The sequence below is a fragment of the Vibrio sp. NH-UV-68 genome (genome assembly GCF_042940635.1).
In the GTDB taxonomy this organism is placed as follows: Bacteria; Pseudomonadota; Gammaproteobacteria; order Enterobacterales; family Vibrionaceae; genus Vibrio; species Vibrio pacinii.
Genome location: NZ_CP134975.1, coordinates 2955205 through 2971663, shown reverse-complemented (window position 1 = coordinate 2971663; position 16459 = coordinate 2955205). Strand labels below are relative to the sequence as shown.

Below are 16459 nucleotides of genomic sequence, written 5' to 3'. Positions count from 1 at the left end.
GCGTTAAGCACTCTATCTAGTGGTTAACATCAGAGTTCGAAGCTTTATTATTGTACGATGATAAGGCTACTTATTGAATACTAGTATGAATCAATCAACTGCGCTTTATTTATCTGCTTTACGTCAAGTTGAATGGCAAGACCCAAAACATTTTAGCTTTCCCACTCCAAGTGCGAAGGTTTGGTTGCTAGAACAGGGCTCCTTGTCACGTTTATTAGAGTCTTACTGTCAGGTATTGAGTGTCGACTTGCTACATAACAAAGCCATTGATGGCCAACAGCTTAATTGCCAAGAAGTAAGCTTGCTGACTCAAGAGCAGTGTTTGTTACGCAAAGTCGTCTTAAAAGGCGATGGTCAAGCTTGGGTATTGGGCCGAACCTTGATTCCAAAGAGCTCGATGCAAGGACAAGACTTTGATCTATCCGACCAAGGCGAAATACCGCTAGGGCTAACCGTATTTAGTGCCAGTAATGTTAAACGCGACGCTTTGCAAGTTGGGGCGGTGGACATTGATGGCCAGACACTATTAGCTAGGCGCTCGCGATTATGGATGAATCACAAACCTATGCTGGTGGCTGAATTGTTTTTGCCGACAGCGCCCATTTACACCAAGGAGAATGCGAGCGATGACCGCGGATAAAGCCGTTGCTTATTGGCAATTGATGCGTATGGACAAGCCGATTGGCACTTTGTTACTGCTGTGGCCGACTTTATGGGCGCTGATCATTTCGGCCCAAGGCATGCCAAACGTTAGTGTTCTAGTCGTGTTTACACTTGGGGTGATTTTTATGCGTGCCGCTGGGTGCGTGATTAACGATTTTGCTGATCGTAATGTTGATGGTCACGTCAAACGTACCGAGCAACGTCCTTTGCCTTCCGGGCGCGTCAGTGCCAAAGAGGCGATTGCGCTGTTTCTTCTTCTCGCGTTGAGTTCATTCCTGCTTGTTATGAGCATGAACCCGCTAACCATCAAGCTCTCATTTGTTGGCCTTTTCTTGGCGTTTATCTATCCATTTATGAAGCGCTATACGCATCTGCCGCAACTGTTCCTTGGTTTAGCATTTAGCTGGTCGATTCCTATGGCCTGGGCTGCGCAAGCCAATGAAGTGCCAATAATGGTGTGGTTTATCTTTGCTATCAATGCCCTGTGGACTATTGCCTACGATACGCAATACGCCATGGTTGATAGAGATGATGACTTGAAGATTGGTATCAAATCGACGGCCATTTTATTCGGTCGCTATGACAAGATGGTGATTGGTTTATTGCAACTGGTCACTTTGGCTATGCTGATGTGGGTAGGCAGTTACTATCAACTGGGCGCAAGCTATTACTGGAGCTTGCTGATTGCAGGTGCGCTGTTTGTGTTTCAGCAACATCTTATCCGCCATCGCGAACGAGCGTTGTGCTTTCGAGCTTTCCTCAACAACAACTATGTCGGTATGGTGATAACCATCGGCTTATTTATCGCATTCTGGTAAAACAAAGGGCATCGATATGATGCCCTTTGTTCTTTTATTTTAATGCTTCTTTGTGTGGTCAGTCGCCTGATGGATACTCTCTTTAATGGTCAGGCGTACTTCTGGATAAAGCATTGAGTAGAGCAGTTTTGCAAGCTCATTACTCTTGATGCTATCGCAGTTTCCGTCACCGTCGAGATACGCCTCTTGTTTGAGGGTAGCAAACATGGCCGAGAAGGCGCCTTTATCAAAGAACTCCGGGGCATTAATACCGTGCAACCGACCTAAACGTTGGGCAATATCTTGGCTCTTTTGTTCCAAATCAGACTTACCCAGATCAGGGCTTGAGACCAATAGGTTTAGCGCAATCGAATAACGTTGCAGAGTTTCGGTAATGGTGCGACCCAGTAATACCAGTACTTGGTTATTGGCTTGGTTCATGGCCACATTGTGCTGGTCATCAATGGTGACAAGGCCTTGATGCGCCAATTCTTCGATATACGCTTCAGTAAGTTCTGCCAGCCTCTTTTGTTCCACGCTTAAAAACAACTCTTGCTTAAGAAATGGGTAGATTAGCGCGACATTACGTTGAATCTGTTGCAGTGATAATTGCTGATGGCGAACCAGCATCTGCGCAATCAAGGAAGGTATCGCTAGCAAATGAATGATGTTATTACGGTAATAGGTCATCAAAATCGACTGACTGCGGTCAAGTGAGACAATATCGCCCATACTGTCGGTCTCAATAATAAACTTATCCAGTGACTCAGCATGTTTGACTAAGGCCTTGGCATCCTCAGTAGGGACGGTATAAGTTTCTGAGTACGGCACATTTTTCAAAATCGACAGATAACAGTCGATTTGATTCACCAAGCTGTCACGAGATAGGGCGCGCTGGCGAGAAGCAAGCAGTGCCGTTGCACATAACGTCATCGCGTTGGTTGCTGCTGCATCATTGATGTGCGTCATCATCTTGGTCGCGAGTGAATTGACCACAGGGTTTAGCCATTGTGGTTTGCTACCACCGATAGGATCGATATCTTTGGTCCATTGTGGCGCTTGCTCGTTAAGGTACTGGTTTAACGGGATCGGTTCACCGAAGTTGACATAGCCTTGGCCGAAGTTGCGCAGTTTACGAATGGTGCGTAGCACTTGGCTGGCATTCTCTTTCTCTTTGCGTTTGCCGCGCAGCTCTTTGGCGTAAGTCCCGACTTCCATTACGTGCTCGTAACCAATATAAACCGGTACTAAGGTGACCGGGCGATTTAATCCGCGCAACATGGCTTGAATAGTCATCGCTAACATGCCAGTTTTGGCTTGCAGTAAACGACCAGTCCGAGAGCGGCCACCCTCACTAAAGTATTCGACGGAGTAACCTTTGGCGAACAATTCGGCTAAGTATTCACGGAAAATAGTTGAGTAGAGCTTATTGCCCTTAAAGCTGCGACGAATAAAGAAAGCGCCGCCACGACGGAAAAGCGGTCCGGCCGGGAAGAAGTTAAGGTTTATCCCTGCAGCAATGTGCGGAGGTACCATACCTTCATGGTAAAGCACGTAAGACAATAATAGGTAGTCCATATGACTACGGTGACAAGGAACATAAACAATCTCGTGACCATCTTGAGCGAGTTTACGTACAGTCGCCGCATTGTTAATGTTCAAGCCTTGATAGATGCGATTCCATAGCCAGCCAAGCAGACGGTCACCATTTTTTACCAGTGAGTAAGAAAAGTCTGCGGCGATTTCATCCATAATGGCATGCGCTTCTTTACGCATTTTTTCAATCGAAACGTTTTTCGCTTTTGCCTCATCTTCGATCACTTTTTCAATCGCCTGCGATTTCATTAAACGCTTAAACAGCGCTTGGCGACTTGGCAGGTTAGGGCCTGATGCTGCGAGCTTCTGACGTGAGAAGTGAATACGTGCCACGCGGGCCAGTTTATGGGCAATCGAAGTATCGGTGCCGTGCGAATCAGCCATATAACGCAGTGAGACCACAGGGCTGATACGAACAAGACAGTCGCGCCCAGAGACAATAACCGCCATGGCTTTTTGTGGGCCATTAAGCGATTGAAGGTAAGGCTTGTGCTGAGACTCTTTACCCGGTTTACGTCCCCATAGCACCGTCGTTGGGATCACTTGCACATCGAGATCTGAATCAAATTTATGCAGCTCAAGTAGATCTGAAAAGAGGGTGATCGATTCGTTCGGCACGTCTTGGTCGTTGTTTATCACGGTTTGTCGTGCAGAGGTAAACACATAGCGAGTGAACTGCTTACCATTGATCTCAACAGGCTGGAGGGGGTCTGGTAGACCTAATGCGATAACCTGCTTTTGCAATGCGAGCAAGTCGACATTGGAGCGATATGGTAGCGCGTAAATAATGGGTTTGCTGATATCAATGCTATGATCTTCAATAGGATTTGAAGGAATTGTTGTCCCTTTTACTAACAATGACATGGGCAGTTTCAGTAAAGAGTACGATAACATTCGTCCAGAAGACATAAGGTTCTTGGCCTCAAAATTTGCGAGTTTGCGTAAGCGTATTTCCACTTCTCTAACTATAGAAGTGGGGGACGCTCAAGCGTTATTTTTTATAGCCGGCAAGGATACCAGAAACTGGTCTAACCTTTTACTTATTATTGATTAGGAAAACGTCAATTTTCACATCAACAAAGTCGTTCGATAAATTGCCGATAGAAAGCAACATGCCACTGAAAACCCTACAGGGGATCACACCTCTTAGCAACGTAACCCGATGTTTATGCTAAGGACTAAAAGCGTGTTTTAAAATGACTTGCACCCAAACGGACCACAGTTTGTCATACTCATTCGGCTCTCTGCTCGCATGATCTTAGCCAGTTAACACTCCTGTTAAAAAACAATCAATTGGCTTTTCATTTTTATAAATACTGGATATACTCACAGTCAACTGTATAAAAAGACAGGTGACTTATGAAGCCGCTAACGCCCCGCCAGCAACAAGTGTTTGACCTCATCAAGAACAAAATTGATGTGACAGGTATGCCACCAACACGAGCAGAAATTGCTCGAGAATTGGGGTTTCGCTCCGCTAATGCAGCAGAAGAGCATTTAAAAGCGCTTGCGCGTAAGCAAGCGATTGAGATCATTCCAGGCGCTTCGCGTGGTATCCGTATCTTGCTTCAAGACGCTGCAAATGACGATCAAGGTCTGCCGTTGATTGGCCAAGTTGCAGCCGGTGAACCTATTTTAGCGCAAGAGCACGTCGAGACGCATTATCAGGTCGACCCTGGTATGTTCAAGCCTCAAGCGGATTTTCTTTTGCGTGTAAATGGCGAGAGTATGAAAGATATCGGCATCATGGATGGCGATTTGCTTGCGGTGCACAAGACCCAAGATGTGCGTGATGGTCAAGTCGTGGTGGCCCGTGTCGACGACGACGTAACGGTCAAGCGTCTTGAGCGTAAAGGCTCAACAGTACTGTTGCATGCAGAAAACGATGAGTTTGCACCGATCAAAGTTGATCTTACTAGCCAGCATCTCGCAATAGAAGGGCTGGCTGTCGGCATTATCCGCAATACCGACTGGATGTAGTTAATAATTGAGATCAATTCTCATTTGTTGCTTTTGTAACTGATATTCATTATCATCTTCTTCTGGCGACAGAAGGAAGATGATAATGGCCACTAACCCCCAATCCAATCAACATCGCTATCAAATCCCAGTCAATTTGCTCCAACCTATGTGGCTGCGCAGTCGTGAGAGTTTAATCGACAATGGCCTAGTTTACGATCCGATCGCCGCGCGTGCTTGCCAACGCTGCCAACTCGCTCCCGAATGCTTCTCTGGTGATATTGACCAGAAGCAACTACTTCATGTCACCTTAGCCCGTCTATGCGATCAGCACGTATCCGCTTTTATTAAACGCAATCCCGATGGTTGGATCATTAATGTTGGGGCAGGGTTGGATACGCGTTTCTACCGGGTCGATAATGGCCGTTGTCACTGGCTCGAATTGGATGTAACAGAACACTTGTTGTGGCGAAAAAAACTGTTTCATCATAGCGAACGCTACCATCACCTGTGTGGCAGTGTTGATGATTTAAGCTGGCTGACGCAGTTACCGGTGGGGGATAAGAGCCCGGTCATGATTGTTTGTGAACACGCTTTGTTAGATTGTAATCAACAGCAAATCGCCAAGTTTGTGCAGGCGCTTGGCTGTCATTTCGACAGCGCACGGATTTGTATGGTTTTAGCTGGAGATTTGTGTATGAGTAAGTTGGGACAAAAGATGGGAGCCAGTCATTATCAACATGGTTATCGTTCGCCAGGAGAGGCGATGCTAGGTTATTTGCCTTGGGCACGTTGGGTTAAAACGGATTCACCACTTGAACGTGATTGCGGTCGTTGGAAGCTTTGGCAGCGTTGGATCAGTAAATTCCAGTTCCTAAAGCAGCGTTTAACCCCAGTCGTGGTTCAGCTGCGTTGGTGATCTTACTGTAATGATCCAAACAAACGGGTCGTTTAATTTCTCAATCAGTGACGCAGTCAACCAGTCAGTATTGACTTAAACACAAACAAGCCGGACAGGGTCCGGCTTGAAACAAGACATGAATATTAAAACAGTCGGTTGAGGCCATTGAGCGCAGCGACGCGATACGCTTCAGCCATGGTTGGATAGTTGAAGGTCGTATTGACGAAGTATTCGATGGTATTGGCTTCGCCTTTTTGCTCCATAATCGCCTGGCCGATGTGGATGATCTCAGCGGCTCGTTCACCAAAGCAATGGATGCCTAAAATTTCTTTTGTTTCGCGGTGGAAGAGAATCTTCAAACTGCCAATATCTTTACCTGCGATCTGAGCGCGAGCAAGGTGCTTGAACGAAGAGCGCCCAACTTCATATGGAACTTTGGCTGCCGTTAACTCCTGCTCGGTTTTGCCGACAGAGCTAATCTCGGGAATGGTGTAGATACCCGTTGGAATGTCATCAATCAAAAGCCCTTCTGCTTGGCCTTTATTAATCGCCTGCGCGACGAAGCGACCTTGGTCATAGGCGGCGCTTGCAAGACTTGGATAACCAATCACGTCACCGACGGCGTAGACATGGTCAATGTCTGTTTGATAGTTAGTGTCAACTTTCAACTGACCACGAGAGTCTGCTTCAAGGCCAACAGCAGCAAGATTAAGCTTATCGGTATTACCAGTGCGGCCATTGGCGTACAAAATACAATCGGCGCGCATTTTCTTGCCTGACTCTAAGTGAACAATCACGGCGTCTTCTGTGGCTTCAATTTTCTGATACGTTTCATCATTGCGAATAACGACACCGCTGTTCCAGAAATGATAAGACAGCGCGTCCGACACTTCGTTATCAAGGAAAGAAAGTAGTCGATCTCGGGTGTTAATTAGATCGGTTTTGACACCTAACCCGCGGAAGATAGAGGCGTACTCACAGCCGATAACCCCGGCTCCGTAGATAATGATATGGCGAGGGTCATGTTTCAGACTCAAAATCGAGTCGCTGTCGTAAATACGTTGATGTGTGAAATCGACATCGGCTGGTTGGTACGGGCGTGAACCAGTGGCAATCACAAAGCGATCCGCGCTGTAAGTCTCTTCGGTACCATCACTTTGCATCACGGCGATAGTGTACTTATCGGTGAAGCGAGCGGTACCAAAGATCAATGAACACTGATTACGATCGTAGAAACCTTGACGCAAGCGCGTTTGCTTATCTGTCACTGATTTTGCATGACCAAGAATATTGGAAAAGGTGGAATGCAAACTGGTGTTGTTGTGGCAAAACAGCGGGTTGTTATTGAATTCAATAATACGGCTAACGGCATGACGTAACGCTTTAGAGGGAATCGTTCCCCAGTGAGTACAACCGCCACCGACGCTGCTCTCTTTTTCCACAATGGCAACATTCAATCCCGCTTTGGTTAATCCCATCGCTGCCCCTTCACCTCCGGGGCCACTACCAATAACGATTACATCAAAGTGGTTATTCTCCGCCATAGCGCTTTTCCTTGTTATAGATTCTTAACATTGCTGTAGCGAGATTTTAACTGATTCGCTGACAGCGTAAATGATAAGCGCACTAGAGAGTCGGCGAGATCACGCAGAATAGATCAAAATGGCTAAAGGGTATGCTGTATGTCTCTAATTAGTCGCGAAAGGATTGAATTCTCAACTCAGCTCGATTTAATTGCCATTCGGTCATCAAAGCGAACGATTATGGCTTATCTCGTTACTCCAATCGTTGTATATTAATGGTATTAGAAGTAAAAAACAGAATTACAGCTATGAAATCCATGGGAATCCGAGCACAGCAGAAAGAGAAGACACGACGTTCTTTGATAGATGCTGCGTTTAGTCAACTCAGTGCCGATCGCAGTTTTTCCAACTTGAGCCTACGTGAAGTTGCACGCGAAGCGGGCATTGCCCCCACCTCGTTCTATCGTCACTTTAAAGATATGGACGAGTTAGGTCTGACCATGGTTGATGAAGGTGGTTTGTTGTTACGCCAACTGATGCGCCAAGCGCGCCAGCGAATTGTAAAAGAGGGCAGTGTGATACGCACGTCGGTAGAAACCTTTATGGAATTTATCGAGAGCAGTCCCAATGTCTTGCGCTTGTTATTGCGTGAACGCTCAGGCACCTCATTTGAATTTCGTAATGCTGTGGCGCGTGAAATGCAGCATTTTGTTGCTGAGATGACCGAATACTTAATTAGTAGTGGTATGGCGCGCGATGAAGCTTTTACCCAAGCTGAAGCGTCAGTGACGTTAGTCTTTAGCTCGGGTGCTGAAGCGCTAGATTTAGAGAGACCTGAGCGTGATGAACTCGCTGAGCGTCTTATTATGCAGTTGCGAATGATCGCCAAAGGGGCGTTTTGGTATCGCAAAGAACGTGAACGTAACCGATTAAAAGGTGGGATAGATTAATGTCGAATGAAACAAACCAAGTTAATCGTGGCTCTGAGAAAAAAACACTGGTTCTGGCGCTAGTCGCTGGTATGTGTGGTGATGCAGTGCTGTCATGGTTAACCATGAGCGAAGTCTCTTTCTCTATTTTTCCATTGATTGCGCTGGCTCTGTCAGTCCAAGCTCTGTATCGAGAGTATTTAAGTAACCCGGTCTCTGAAGATATTCCTTTAGTCGGACTGGCGTGTTTCTTTGTTGGTGCTTTTGGTCATTCTGCGTTTATCAAAGCGCAGTATCCTGAGGCAGGATCAAACATGCTCGCAATCTTTATTACCCTTGGTTTACTGTTATGGGTAGCCAAAAAGCTTGGTTTTCTGACTGCCACAGAAAAAGCTCAAGAGTAATCATTATCAACGCCATAAAAAAACGAGCCGTGATGGCTCGTTTTTTTATATCAAAGTGATATTTAGACTTTACGCTCTAGCAGTACGCCCGCTTCCATATGGTGGGTAAATGGAAATTGATCGAATAGTGCAAAACGGGTGATGTTATGAGTGTGACTCAGAATATCGAGGTTATCTTTGAGCGTTTCAGGATTACAAGAGATGTACATGATGCGCTGGTAACCTTGCACCATTTTGCAGGTATCGATGTCCATCCCTGAGCGTGGGGGATCGACAAAAATGGTATGGCAGTTGTAGCTGTTTAAGTCAACGCCCGCTTCTTTTAGACGGCGAAACTCACGTTTTCCTTCAATTGCTTCAGTAAACTCTTCAGCCGACAAGCGCAAAATTTGCACGTTATCAATCTTATTCGCTGCAATGTTATATTGTGCAGAAACCACAGAAGGCTTCGCGAGTTCTGTGGCGAGCACGCGGTCAAAGTTCTGCGCCAGCGCGAGAGAGAAATTACCATTACCGCAGTAAAGCTCAAGTAAGTCACCTTGGCTATCTTGGGTGCAATCAACCGCCCATTCCAACATCTTCTCTGCGACCTTACCGTTAGGTTGAGTAAAACTGTTCTCAACTTGTTGGTAGACATAAGGCTTGCCGTTTACATCCAGTTTCTCGATGACGTAATCTCGATCGAGGACGACTTTCATCTTACGCGCGCGGCCAATAAGATTCAGGTTAAACCCTTCATCGTTAAGGCGTTGTTTGAGTGCTTTGGCGTTTTGTGTCCACTCATCATCAAGTTGACGGTGGTAAAGCAGCGAAACCAAAATCTCGCCGCTTAATGTTGATAAGAAATCCACTTGAAATAGTTTACGGCGTAGAGAGTCGTTGTCCTTGATGGCATCAATGAGTAGAGGCATAAGGTCGTTGATCAGGCGACTTGCCGCTGGGAACTGGTCAACTCGATATTTCTCACGGGTTTGTTGATTGAACATGATGTAATAAAGGTCTTCACCTTCATGCCAAATACGAAACTCAGCACGCATGCGGTAGTTTTGTTCTGGTGATTCAAACACTTCCAATTCAGGTACATTGTAAGCGGCAAACATCTCATTGAGACGCTCGACCTTTTCAGCCAGTTGTTCTTGGTAGCGTTGCGGGTTTACGTCCAGAGTCGCCATGATCATTACCTTTGGTATTTGTACCTGTGGAGGGTGTGTTGTATTTGAGAGCGCAGATTTTATTCAATCTCAGCGTGATGTCCAGCATTGAGCGCCTAATCAACAAAATATAGCGTGTAAAACCTGTGTTGGCTGACCACGAATTAGGCGTTAATTTATAGTTCCGTTCAATATTGGCTGGACAAACTATCAATTGCTTAATAACATCATCGCCAAGCTGGTGCTGTTTAGATGTATAGACGGCCAAAAGGGAATCTGGTGTAAATCCAGAACTGACGCGCAGCGGTAAAAGAGAACGAACGCTCAAATGACACTGCATAGAGATTGATGTGGGAAGTCGAGCAAGTAGGTGGCATAGCCAAGCTCTTAAGTCCGAATACCTGCCAGCGCCTGAGTCACAATGGAATGCTTTCCGACTCAGTAGGACTTACGCGATTTAGGATTAAATAATGAACCGATCTATTTTAGCGATAGCCGTGGCATCGCTGTTGACGCACGCCTCTTATTCATCTGCTCAAGAAATCTCTGCTGACGAAACTATCGTCGTTACCGCTAACCGTTTTGAACAACCGCTACAGGATGTGATTGCTTCGACCACGATCATATCAAAGCAAGAAATTGACGCAATCCAAGCGAAATCACTCGTTGATATTTTTAAACGTATCCCAGGCATAGAAGTCTCTCAAACGGGTGGTCGTGGCCACAGTGCATCGGTATTTATGCGTGGCTACAATAGTGACCAGGTTTTATTCTTAGTCGACGGTGTTCGTATTGACACGGCGGCTGGTGGTATCAAATTTAATCATATTCCAGTTGGAATTATTGAGCGTGTAGAGGTCATTCGCGGCTCTGGTGGTGCTTTATATGGTTCAGATGCTGTCGCTGGCGTGATTAATGTGATTACCGCGTCTGGTGATAGTCGTGAATCAACCTATGTCTCACTTGGAGCAGGAAGTGATGCGCAAAAAGAAGCGAGCTTCTCTAATACCGCCAAACTAAGCAACGGTGGAAGCTTGAAGTTGGCCGGTGGTTTTGAAGAGACTGAGGGTTATGATATTAAAACCCCTGCAACAGGCCTAGACTATGGCTACGAGAGTAAGAACTTATTTGCATCATACTCACAACCGATAACAGATAAGCTACTCGGTAAGGCTTCTTTACGTTGGTTTGACAGTTTGACAGAGTATGACTCAGGCGGTAAGAAATTTGGTTATTCTGAAAATCTCAGCGTAACTGCTGAATTAGAGTACCAAGGAGACTTGCTGAACTCGGTCTTTAGAGCTAACCAACAAGCTATCGACAATTTAGATTACTCTCAAGTTGAAGGCAAGGATAACGCTGGCACGAAAAAAGAGATTGATCTAACAACGCTTCAATTTCTAAATCTTTACCAACTAAACGAAGTCATTGCTCTTGGTGCCGGAGCTGATTGGCGTAGAGAAAAACTCAATGAAGGCGCGTTATCATATGGTTTTGCAGATGCGCTGGCCGGCGAGTCTCGCGATACGACAGGACTTTATGTGTCTGCGGATGCTCACGTTGGTTCTGTACAGCTATCAGGTAGTGTTCGAAACGATAAGCACGATACCTACGACAACTACACCACTTGGTCTTTAGGTGCACGCTATAGCATTAATGACATTCACTCAGTACGTGCCGCGGCGGGTACGGCATTCAAGGCGCCAAGTTACTCTGACTTAACCTACAATTCGGACTTAAAGCCGGAAGAAGCTCTTAATCGAGAGATTGGTTATGTCGGTAACTTTGATCTTTTTGAGCTTGACGTGACCGCTTATGACAATGAAGTTGATAACCTAATTATTTGGTATCAAGGTTCGCCATGGTACCCGCAAAATGTTGATGCCAAACTAAGAGGTCTAGAGATAACCGCTCAGTTTGAAACGCTATTCATTCATCACACGGTGGTTGCTGAGTTTAAAGATCACAATGACTCTAAAGGTAATAAGTTAGCTAAGCGTGCTGATGAAAATTATAAATGGCTGATGGATGTATCGTATGAAGCGCTTGATTTCAACTTGACCTACACGTATACCGGCGAGCGCTTAGGTAATCCAAACGAAACGTACTCTGCAGATAATATACTGCCTTCAATTAGCTTGTGGGATGTATCCGTTGGTTATTGGATTTCTCCTGAATTAGTTGTGAGAGGCCGCATCGATAACCTTATTGACGAGAAGTATGAGACTACGCTCGGCTATAAAGCGCCGGAGCGCAGATTTTTCGCAAACCTAACTTACCAATTCTAATCACTTAAACCGCCTTCGGGCGGTTTTTACTTATCTATATATCGCCTATGAAAAAGAAAGTCATCATCAGTTGGTCGAGTGGTAAAGACTCGACATTGACCCTTGAAAGGTTAATCGAGAGTTCTGATTATCAAGTGATAGGGCTCTATACTACTTACGTCAGTAATGAAGTGCCCTTTCAGGCAACACCAATGAAGGTTGTCGAAATGCAGGCCGCGCTGTTAAACCTACCCTTAGTTAAAATAGAACTGCCACAAGTATTTCCAAGTAACGAAGTTTATCAAACCACTATTGTTACGGCGCTAAAGCAGTGTGGCTTATCAATCGATGCGGTGGCCTTTGGTGATATGTTTTGTAATGGCATTGAAGCGTATCGCCGAAGTTACATCGAACCTGCGGGGTGGGAGTGTGTTTTTCCATTATTAGGTGAAAGCAGCTCGGCACTTGCCAGTGAAATTATGTTACGACAAATTAAAACATTGGTGGTCACAGTTGATGGCCATGCATTGAGTCGGCAATATTGTGGCCGCTGGTATAACAGTGACTTTATTGCCAGTTTGCCTCAAGGTATCGATCCTTGTGGTGAAAATGGAGAGTTTCATACTTTGGTGACCAAAACGCGCAGTTATCGCGGCCAGCTTGAATTGTCTCCAACTCAAATCGACGTTGGTGAACGTTTTAGCCATCAGCGCTATCATGCGAAGATATTGCCAAATTAAGCGCAGCGAGTATTATTGCCAAGTCGAAAACAAACGAGCGAACCCGGTGTCCCAACAAGCAAAAATTCTTATCTTTGACTCTGGCGTTGGTGGCCTTTCAGTTTATCAAGAAATAGAGACTAAGCTGCCTCAACTTGATTACCTCTATATCTTTGACAATCAAGCCTATCCATATGGAGAACTGGATCGTCATACCTTAATAGCTCGGGTTGATACGTTAATCACCTCAATGGTTGAGCAGTATCACGTCGACTTGGTTGTGATCGCTTGTAATACCGCAAGTACCATTGTTCTACCTACTTTGCGGGCCAAACTGTCTATTCCTGTGGTGGGAGTTGTACCTGCGATAAAGCCAGCTTCTAATATGGCGAATAAAGCGGTTGGTCTGATTGCAACACCTGCGACTATCACTCGTCCTTATACGCACGACCTGATTCGCAATTTTTCGCAAAGTAAGCCTGTGAAACTGCTGGGCTCTACAAGACTAGTGGATATTGCGGAAGAAAAACTGCGTGGTGAAAGCATTGATCTAGAGGAACTTAAGCAAATCTTAATGCCGATTGCCAATAAGATAGATGTGGCGGTTCTGGGCTGCACCCACTTTCCGTTGATTAAAACCGAGATTCAAGCTGTGTTGAGTGAACAGGTTCAATTGATCGATTCGGGAGAGGCGATTGCACGTCGAGTAGAAGGCCTGTTAGCGCTGGACGATTTAGTGCTGAACAATAATGAGAGTAAAAAAGGCAGTCGTGACATCTTTTCAACCGCTCCCCCTTGGCAAGAGGAAGCGTTGAATAAGGCTTTAAAGGCGTTCGGTTTTAGTCCTGTTCAATACTATCCGCTTGAGATTTAGGATCGTTAGCGACACGTACTTTTAATGTACGCTGCATGTAATCCTGCTCGTTAAGCGCATCGATAGCGGTTGGGACATCGGTTGCAGCCATCACAACAAAGCCAAAACCTCTTCTTTTACCAGTGCGCTTATCTTTCATTAAGCGTACGGCAAAAACTTCCCCATGCTTAGCAAAGAGATCCTTAACATGTGATTCGTTGGCTTTATACGGCAGATTACCGACATAAAGGGTTTTGGTTGAAGTGTCGCTGGCTTGATCGTCGTCTTCTTCTTTTGCTTCGCTGTCGGTAGTAGAAAGTTTAAAGATAAAAGTAGAGGCAACAACACCTACAACAAAGCTTAAAGCGGGTGAAACCGCTACCTGCGAAAAGATGATTGCACCCAAAACGGCTAAGGCAACAATCAATAAGGTCGATTTGTTTGAATTCATACTGGAATACAACTTTTTAGGTTTAAGAAAAAATAGGTCTACATTAACAAAATAGACACAGCGATATTACGTATATGGTTGATGTTTTTCCAACGCATTGATGTGACATGACTCAAATGTTGAAATTTTATTCTATTTTCAGTGTTTTGATTTCTTTTTAACCAAACGAAAAATTAATTTAAAAAAACGCTTGTCATCCTCTCATACCTCCCTATAATGCCGCCTCACCGACACGGAGTGAGACGGAAGTCACACAGCGAGTTGGAAAATGAGAGAAAAGAAATTATCAAAAAGTTCTTGACTCTCAACACGGGAAGCGTAAGATTCGCACCCCTAACGACGAAGCGCTGAGCGCAACGAAAGTTAGAAAATGCTCTTTAACAATATAAACCTATCAATCTGTGTGGGCACTCGTTGATGATAATCCAATAGGTTATTGCTTAGGCAATGACCGTTTCTTCGGAAACACATTGGGTTCAATGAACTGAGTGACCAATACGAATAGCTACGTGTAGCTATTTGGCACAGTCAATTCATTATCATTCTGTTGGAATGATAATAGCTTTAAAATTACCGTTTACTTTCGAGTAAGCGCAGTTTTGAAGTCAGTATTCATTGAGCCGAAAAAACTTAAATTGAAGAGTTTGATCATGGCTCAGATTGAACGCTGGCGGCAGGCCTAACACATGCAAGTCGAGCGGAAACGACAACATTGACCCTTCGGGTGATTTGTTGGGCGTCGAGCGGCGGACGGGTGAGTAATGCCTGGGAAATTGCCCTGATGTGGGGGATAACCATTGGAAACGATGGCTAATACCGCATGATGCCTACGGGCCAAAGAGGGGGACCTTCGGGCCTCTCGCGTCAGGATATGCCCAGGTGGGATTAGCTAGTTGGTGAGGTAATGGCTCACCAAGGCGACGATCCCTAGCTGGTCTGAGAGGATGATCAGCCACACTGGAACTGAGACACGGTCCAGACTCCTACGGGAGGCAGCAGTGGGGAATATTGCACAATGGGCGCAAGCCTGATGCAGCCATGCCGCGTGTATGAAGAAGGCCTTCGGGTTGTAAAGTACTTTCAGTCGTGAGGAAGGGGGTATCGTTAATAGCGGTATTCTTTGACGTTAGCGACAGAAGAAGCACCGGCTAACTCCGTGCCAGCAGCCGCGGTAATACGGAGGGTGCGAGCGTTAATCGGAATTACTGGGCGTAAAGCGCATGCAGGTGGTTCGTTAAGTCAGATGTGAAAGCCCGGGGCTCAACCTCGGAATAGCATTTGAAACTGGCGGACTAGAGTACTGTAGAGGGGGGTAGAATTTCAGGTGTAGCGGTGAAATGCGTAGAGATCTGAAGGAATACCAGTGGCGAAGGCGGCCCCCTGGACAGATACTGACACTCAGATGCGAAAGCGTGGGGAGCAAACAGGATTAGATACCCTGGTAGTCCACGCCGTAAACGATGTCTACTTGGAGGTTGTGGCCTTGAGCCGTGGCTTTCGGAGCTAACGCGTTAAGTAGACCGCCTGGGGAGTACGGTCGCAAGATTAAAACTCAAATGAATTGACGGGGGCCCGCACAAGCGGTGGAGCATGTGGTTTAATTCGATGCAACGCGAAGAACCTTACCTACTCTTGACATCTACAGAAGCCAGCGGAGACGCAGGTGTGCCTTCGGGAACTGTAAGACAGGTGCTGCATGGCTGTCGTCAGCTCGTGTTGTGAAATGTTGGGTTAAGTCCCGCAACGAGCGCAACCCTTATCCTTGTTTGCCAGCGAGTAATGTCGGGAACTCCAGGGAGACTGCCGGTGATAAACCGGAGGAAGGTGGGGACGACGTCAAGTCATCATGGCCCTTACGAGTAGGGCTACACACGTGCTACAATGGCGCATACAGAGGGCGGCGAGACAGCGATGTTAAGCGAATCCCAAAAAGTGCGTCGTAGTCCGGATTGGAGTCTGCAACTCGACTCCATGAAGTCGGAATCGCTAGTAATCGTGGATCAGAATGCCACGGTGAATACGTTCCCGGGCCTTGTACACACCGCCCGTCACACCATGGGAGTGGGCTGCAAAAGAAGTAGGTAGTTTAACCTTCGGGAGAACGCTTACCACTTTGTGGTTCATGACTGGGGTGAAGTCGTAACAAGGTAGCCCTAGGGGAACCTGGGGCTGGATCACCTCCTTATACGATGATTACTCACGATGAGTGTCCACACAGATTGATGGTTTTGAAGCGCAAGCTTCGA

The 16459-nt window shown here is 46.0% G+C and carries 13 protein-coding genes, 1 rRNA gene and 1 riboswitch; of the genes, 10 read left to right on the top strand and 4 right to left on the bottom strand.

All coding sequences use genetic code 11. The features are described from left to right. The first annotated feature begins 85 nt into the window (after positions 1-85). Positions 86-640 (top strand): chorismate lyase, encoded by a 555-nt coding sequence (locus tag ViNHUV68_RS13605; protein WP_038175692.1) that lies wholly within the window; start codon positions 86-88, stop codon positions 638-640. After that, positions 627-1481 (top strand): 4-hydroxybenzoate octaprenyltransferase, encoded by an 855-nt coding sequence (gene ubiA / locus ViNHUV68_RS13600; RefSeq protein WP_391088560.1) that lies wholly within the window; start codon positions 627-629, stop codon positions 1479-1481. Before ViNHUV68_RS13605 ends, ubiA begins: the two co-directional genes overlap by 14 nt. Positions 1482-1520: 39 nt before the next feature. Here the strand turns inward: ubiA and plsB are convergent, their stop codons facing one another. After that, positions 1521-3965: a glycerol-3-phosphate 1-O-acyltransferase PlsB gene (plsB, locus tag ViNHUV68_RS13595; protein WP_391088558.1), complete on the bottom strand. Its 2445-nt coding sequence runs from the start codon at positions 3963-3965 to the stop codon at positions 1521-1523. Between the two features lie 450 nt (positions 3966-4415). Between plsB and lexA the strand changes: the two genes are divergently transcribed. Together lexA and ViNHUV68_RS13585 are read left to right on the top strand one after the other, a co-directional pair. Further along, a complete protein-coding gene (gene lexA, locus ViNHUV68_RS13590) occupies positions 4416-5036 on the top strand; it encodes a transcriptional repressor LexA (protein WP_038175688.1) in 621 nt (206 codons plus the stop codon). Positions 5037-5115: 79 nt separating this feature from the next. Then, positions 5116-5934: a class I SAM-dependent methyltransferase gene (locus tag ViNHUV68_RS13585; RefSeq protein ID WP_391088556.1), complete on the top strand. Its 819-nt coding sequence runs from the start codon at positions 5116-5118 to the stop codon at positions 5932-5934. A gap of 125 nt (positions 5935-6059) precedes the next feature. Here ViNHUV68_RS13585 and sthA read toward each other — a convergent pair whose 3' ends face one another. Beyond that, positions 6060-7460 carry a Si-specific NAD(P)(+) transhydrogenase gene (gene sthA / locus ViNHUV68_RS13580; protein WP_038175686.1) on the bottom strand — a complete coding sequence of 467 codons (1401 nt, stop codon included), beginning with the start codon at positions 7458-7460 and terminating at the stop codon, positions 6060-6062. A 287-nt stretch (positions 7461-7747) separates the two neighbouring features. Between sthA and fabR the strand changes: the two genes are divergently transcribed. Beyond that, positions 7748-8389: an HTH-type transcriptional repressor FabR gene (gene fabR / locus ViNHUV68_RS13575; RefSeq protein ID WP_038175685.1), complete on the top strand. Its 642-nt coding sequence runs from the start codon at positions 7748-7750 to the stop codon at positions 8387-8389. After that, positions 8389-8772, top strand: a complete 384-nt coding sequence (locus ViNHUV68_RS13570; protein WP_038175684.1) for a YijD family membrane protein — start codon at positions 8389-8391, stop codon at positions 8770-8772. The genes fabR and ViNHUV68_RS13570 overlap by 1 nt, the downstream gene beginning before the upstream one ends. A 62-nt stretch (positions 8773-8834) precedes the next feature. On the opposite strand, the gene trmA is transcribed toward ViNHUV68_RS13570, so the two are convergent. Beyond that, the gene (gene trmA, locus ViNHUV68_RS13565; RefSeq protein ID WP_391088553.1) at positions 8835-9944 is read right to left on the bottom strand and encodes a tRNA (uridine(54)-C5)-methyltransferase TrmA; all 1110 of its coding nucleotides are present in this window, start codon (positions 9942-9944) and stop codon (positions 8835-8837) included. Between the two features lie 201 nt (positions 9945-10145). Beyond that, positions 10146-10347: riboswitch (cobalamin riboswitch) on the top strand. A gap of 46 nt (positions 10348-10393) precedes the next feature. Between trmA and ViNHUV68_RS13560 the strand changes: the two genes are divergently transcribed. The 3 genes from ViNHUV68_RS13560 to murI are packed head-to-tail and all read left to right on the top strand — an operon-like array spanning position 10394 to position 13783. Then, on the top strand, positions 10394-12211 hold the full coding sequence (locus tag ViNHUV68_RS13560) for a TonB-dependent receptor domain-containing protein (protein ID WP_391088551.1): 1818 nt from the start codon (positions 10394-10396) through the stop codon (positions 12209-12211). Between the two features lie 47 nt (positions 12212-12258). Continuing rightward, a complete protein-coding gene (locus tag ViNHUV68_RS13555) occupies positions 12259-12930 on the top strand; it encodes an ATPase (RefSeq protein WP_391088550.1) in 672 nt (223 codons plus the stop codon). A gap of 46 nt (positions 12931-12976) precedes the next feature. Continuing rightward, a complete protein-coding gene (gene murI, locus ViNHUV68_RS13550; RefSeq protein WP_391088548.1) occupies positions 12977-13783 on the top strand; it encodes a glutamate racemase in 807 nt (268 codons plus the stop codon). On the opposite strand, the gene ViNHUV68_RS13545 is transcribed toward murI, so the two are convergent. Beyond that, positions 13749-14213, bottom strand: coding sequence for an RNA recognition motif domain-containing protein (locus tag ViNHUV68_RS13545; RefSeq protein ID WP_391088546.1), 465 nt, complete (start codon positions 14211-14213; stop codon positions 13749-13751). The genes murI and ViNHUV68_RS13545 overlap by 35 nt on opposite strands. A 632-nt stretch (positions 14214-14845) precedes the next feature. On the opposite strand from ViNHUV68_RS13545, the gene ViNHUV68_RS13540 reads away from it, so the two are divergent. Then, positions 14846-16398, top strand: a 16S ribosomal RNA gene (locus tag ViNHUV68_RS13540). Positions 16399-16459 lie beyond the last annotated feature (61 nt).

Excerpts from the sequence above, each read along its gene's own strand:
- ViNHUV68_RS13605 (WP_038175692.1), top strand. The coding sequence starts at position 86 with ATGAATCAATCAACTGCGCTTTATTTATCTGCTTTACGTCAAGTTGAA.
- ubiA (WP_391088560.1), top strand. The coding sequence starts at position 627 with ATGACCGCGGATAAAGCCGTTGCTTATTGGCAATTGATGCGTATGGAC.
- plsB (WP_391088558.1), bottom strand. The coding sequence starts at position 3,965 with ATGTCTTCTGGACGAATGTTATCGTACTCTTTACTGAAACTGCCCATG.
- lexA (WP_038175688.1), top strand. The coding sequence starts at position 4,416 with ATGAAGCCGCTAACGCCCCGCCAGCAACAAGTGTTTGACCTCATCAAG.
- ViNHUV68_RS13585 (WP_391088556.1), top strand. The coding sequence starts at position 5,116 with ATGATAATGGCCACTAACCCCCAATCCAATCAACATCGCTATCAAATC.
- sthA (WP_038175686.1), bottom strand. The coding sequence starts at position 7,460 with ATGGCGGAGAATAACCACTTTGATGTAATCGTTATTGGTAGTGGCCCC.
- fabR (WP_038175685.1), top strand. The coding sequence starts at position 7,748 with ATGAAATCCATGGGAATCCGAGCACAGCAGAAAGAGAAGACACGACGT.
- ViNHUV68_RS13570 (WP_038175684.1), top strand. The coding sequence starts at position 8,389 with ATGTCGAATGAAACAAACCAAGTTAATCGTGGCTCTGAGAAAAAAACA.
- trmA (WP_391088553.1), bottom strand. The coding sequence starts at position 9,944 with ATGGCGACTCTGGACGTAAACCCGCAACGCTACCAAGAACAACTGGCT.
- ViNHUV68_RS13560 (WP_391088551.1), top strand. The coding sequence starts at position 10,394 with ATGAACCGATCTATTTTAGCGATAGCCGTGGCATCGCTGTTGACGCAC.
- ViNHUV68_RS13555 (WP_391088550.1), top strand. The coding sequence starts at position 12,259 with ATGAAAAAGAAAGTCATCATCAGTTGGTCGAGTGGTAAAGACTCGACA.
- ViNHUV68_RS13545 (WP_391088546.1), bottom strand. The coding sequence starts at position 14,213 with ATGAATTCAAACAAATCGACCTTATTGATTGTTGCCTTAGCCGTTTTG.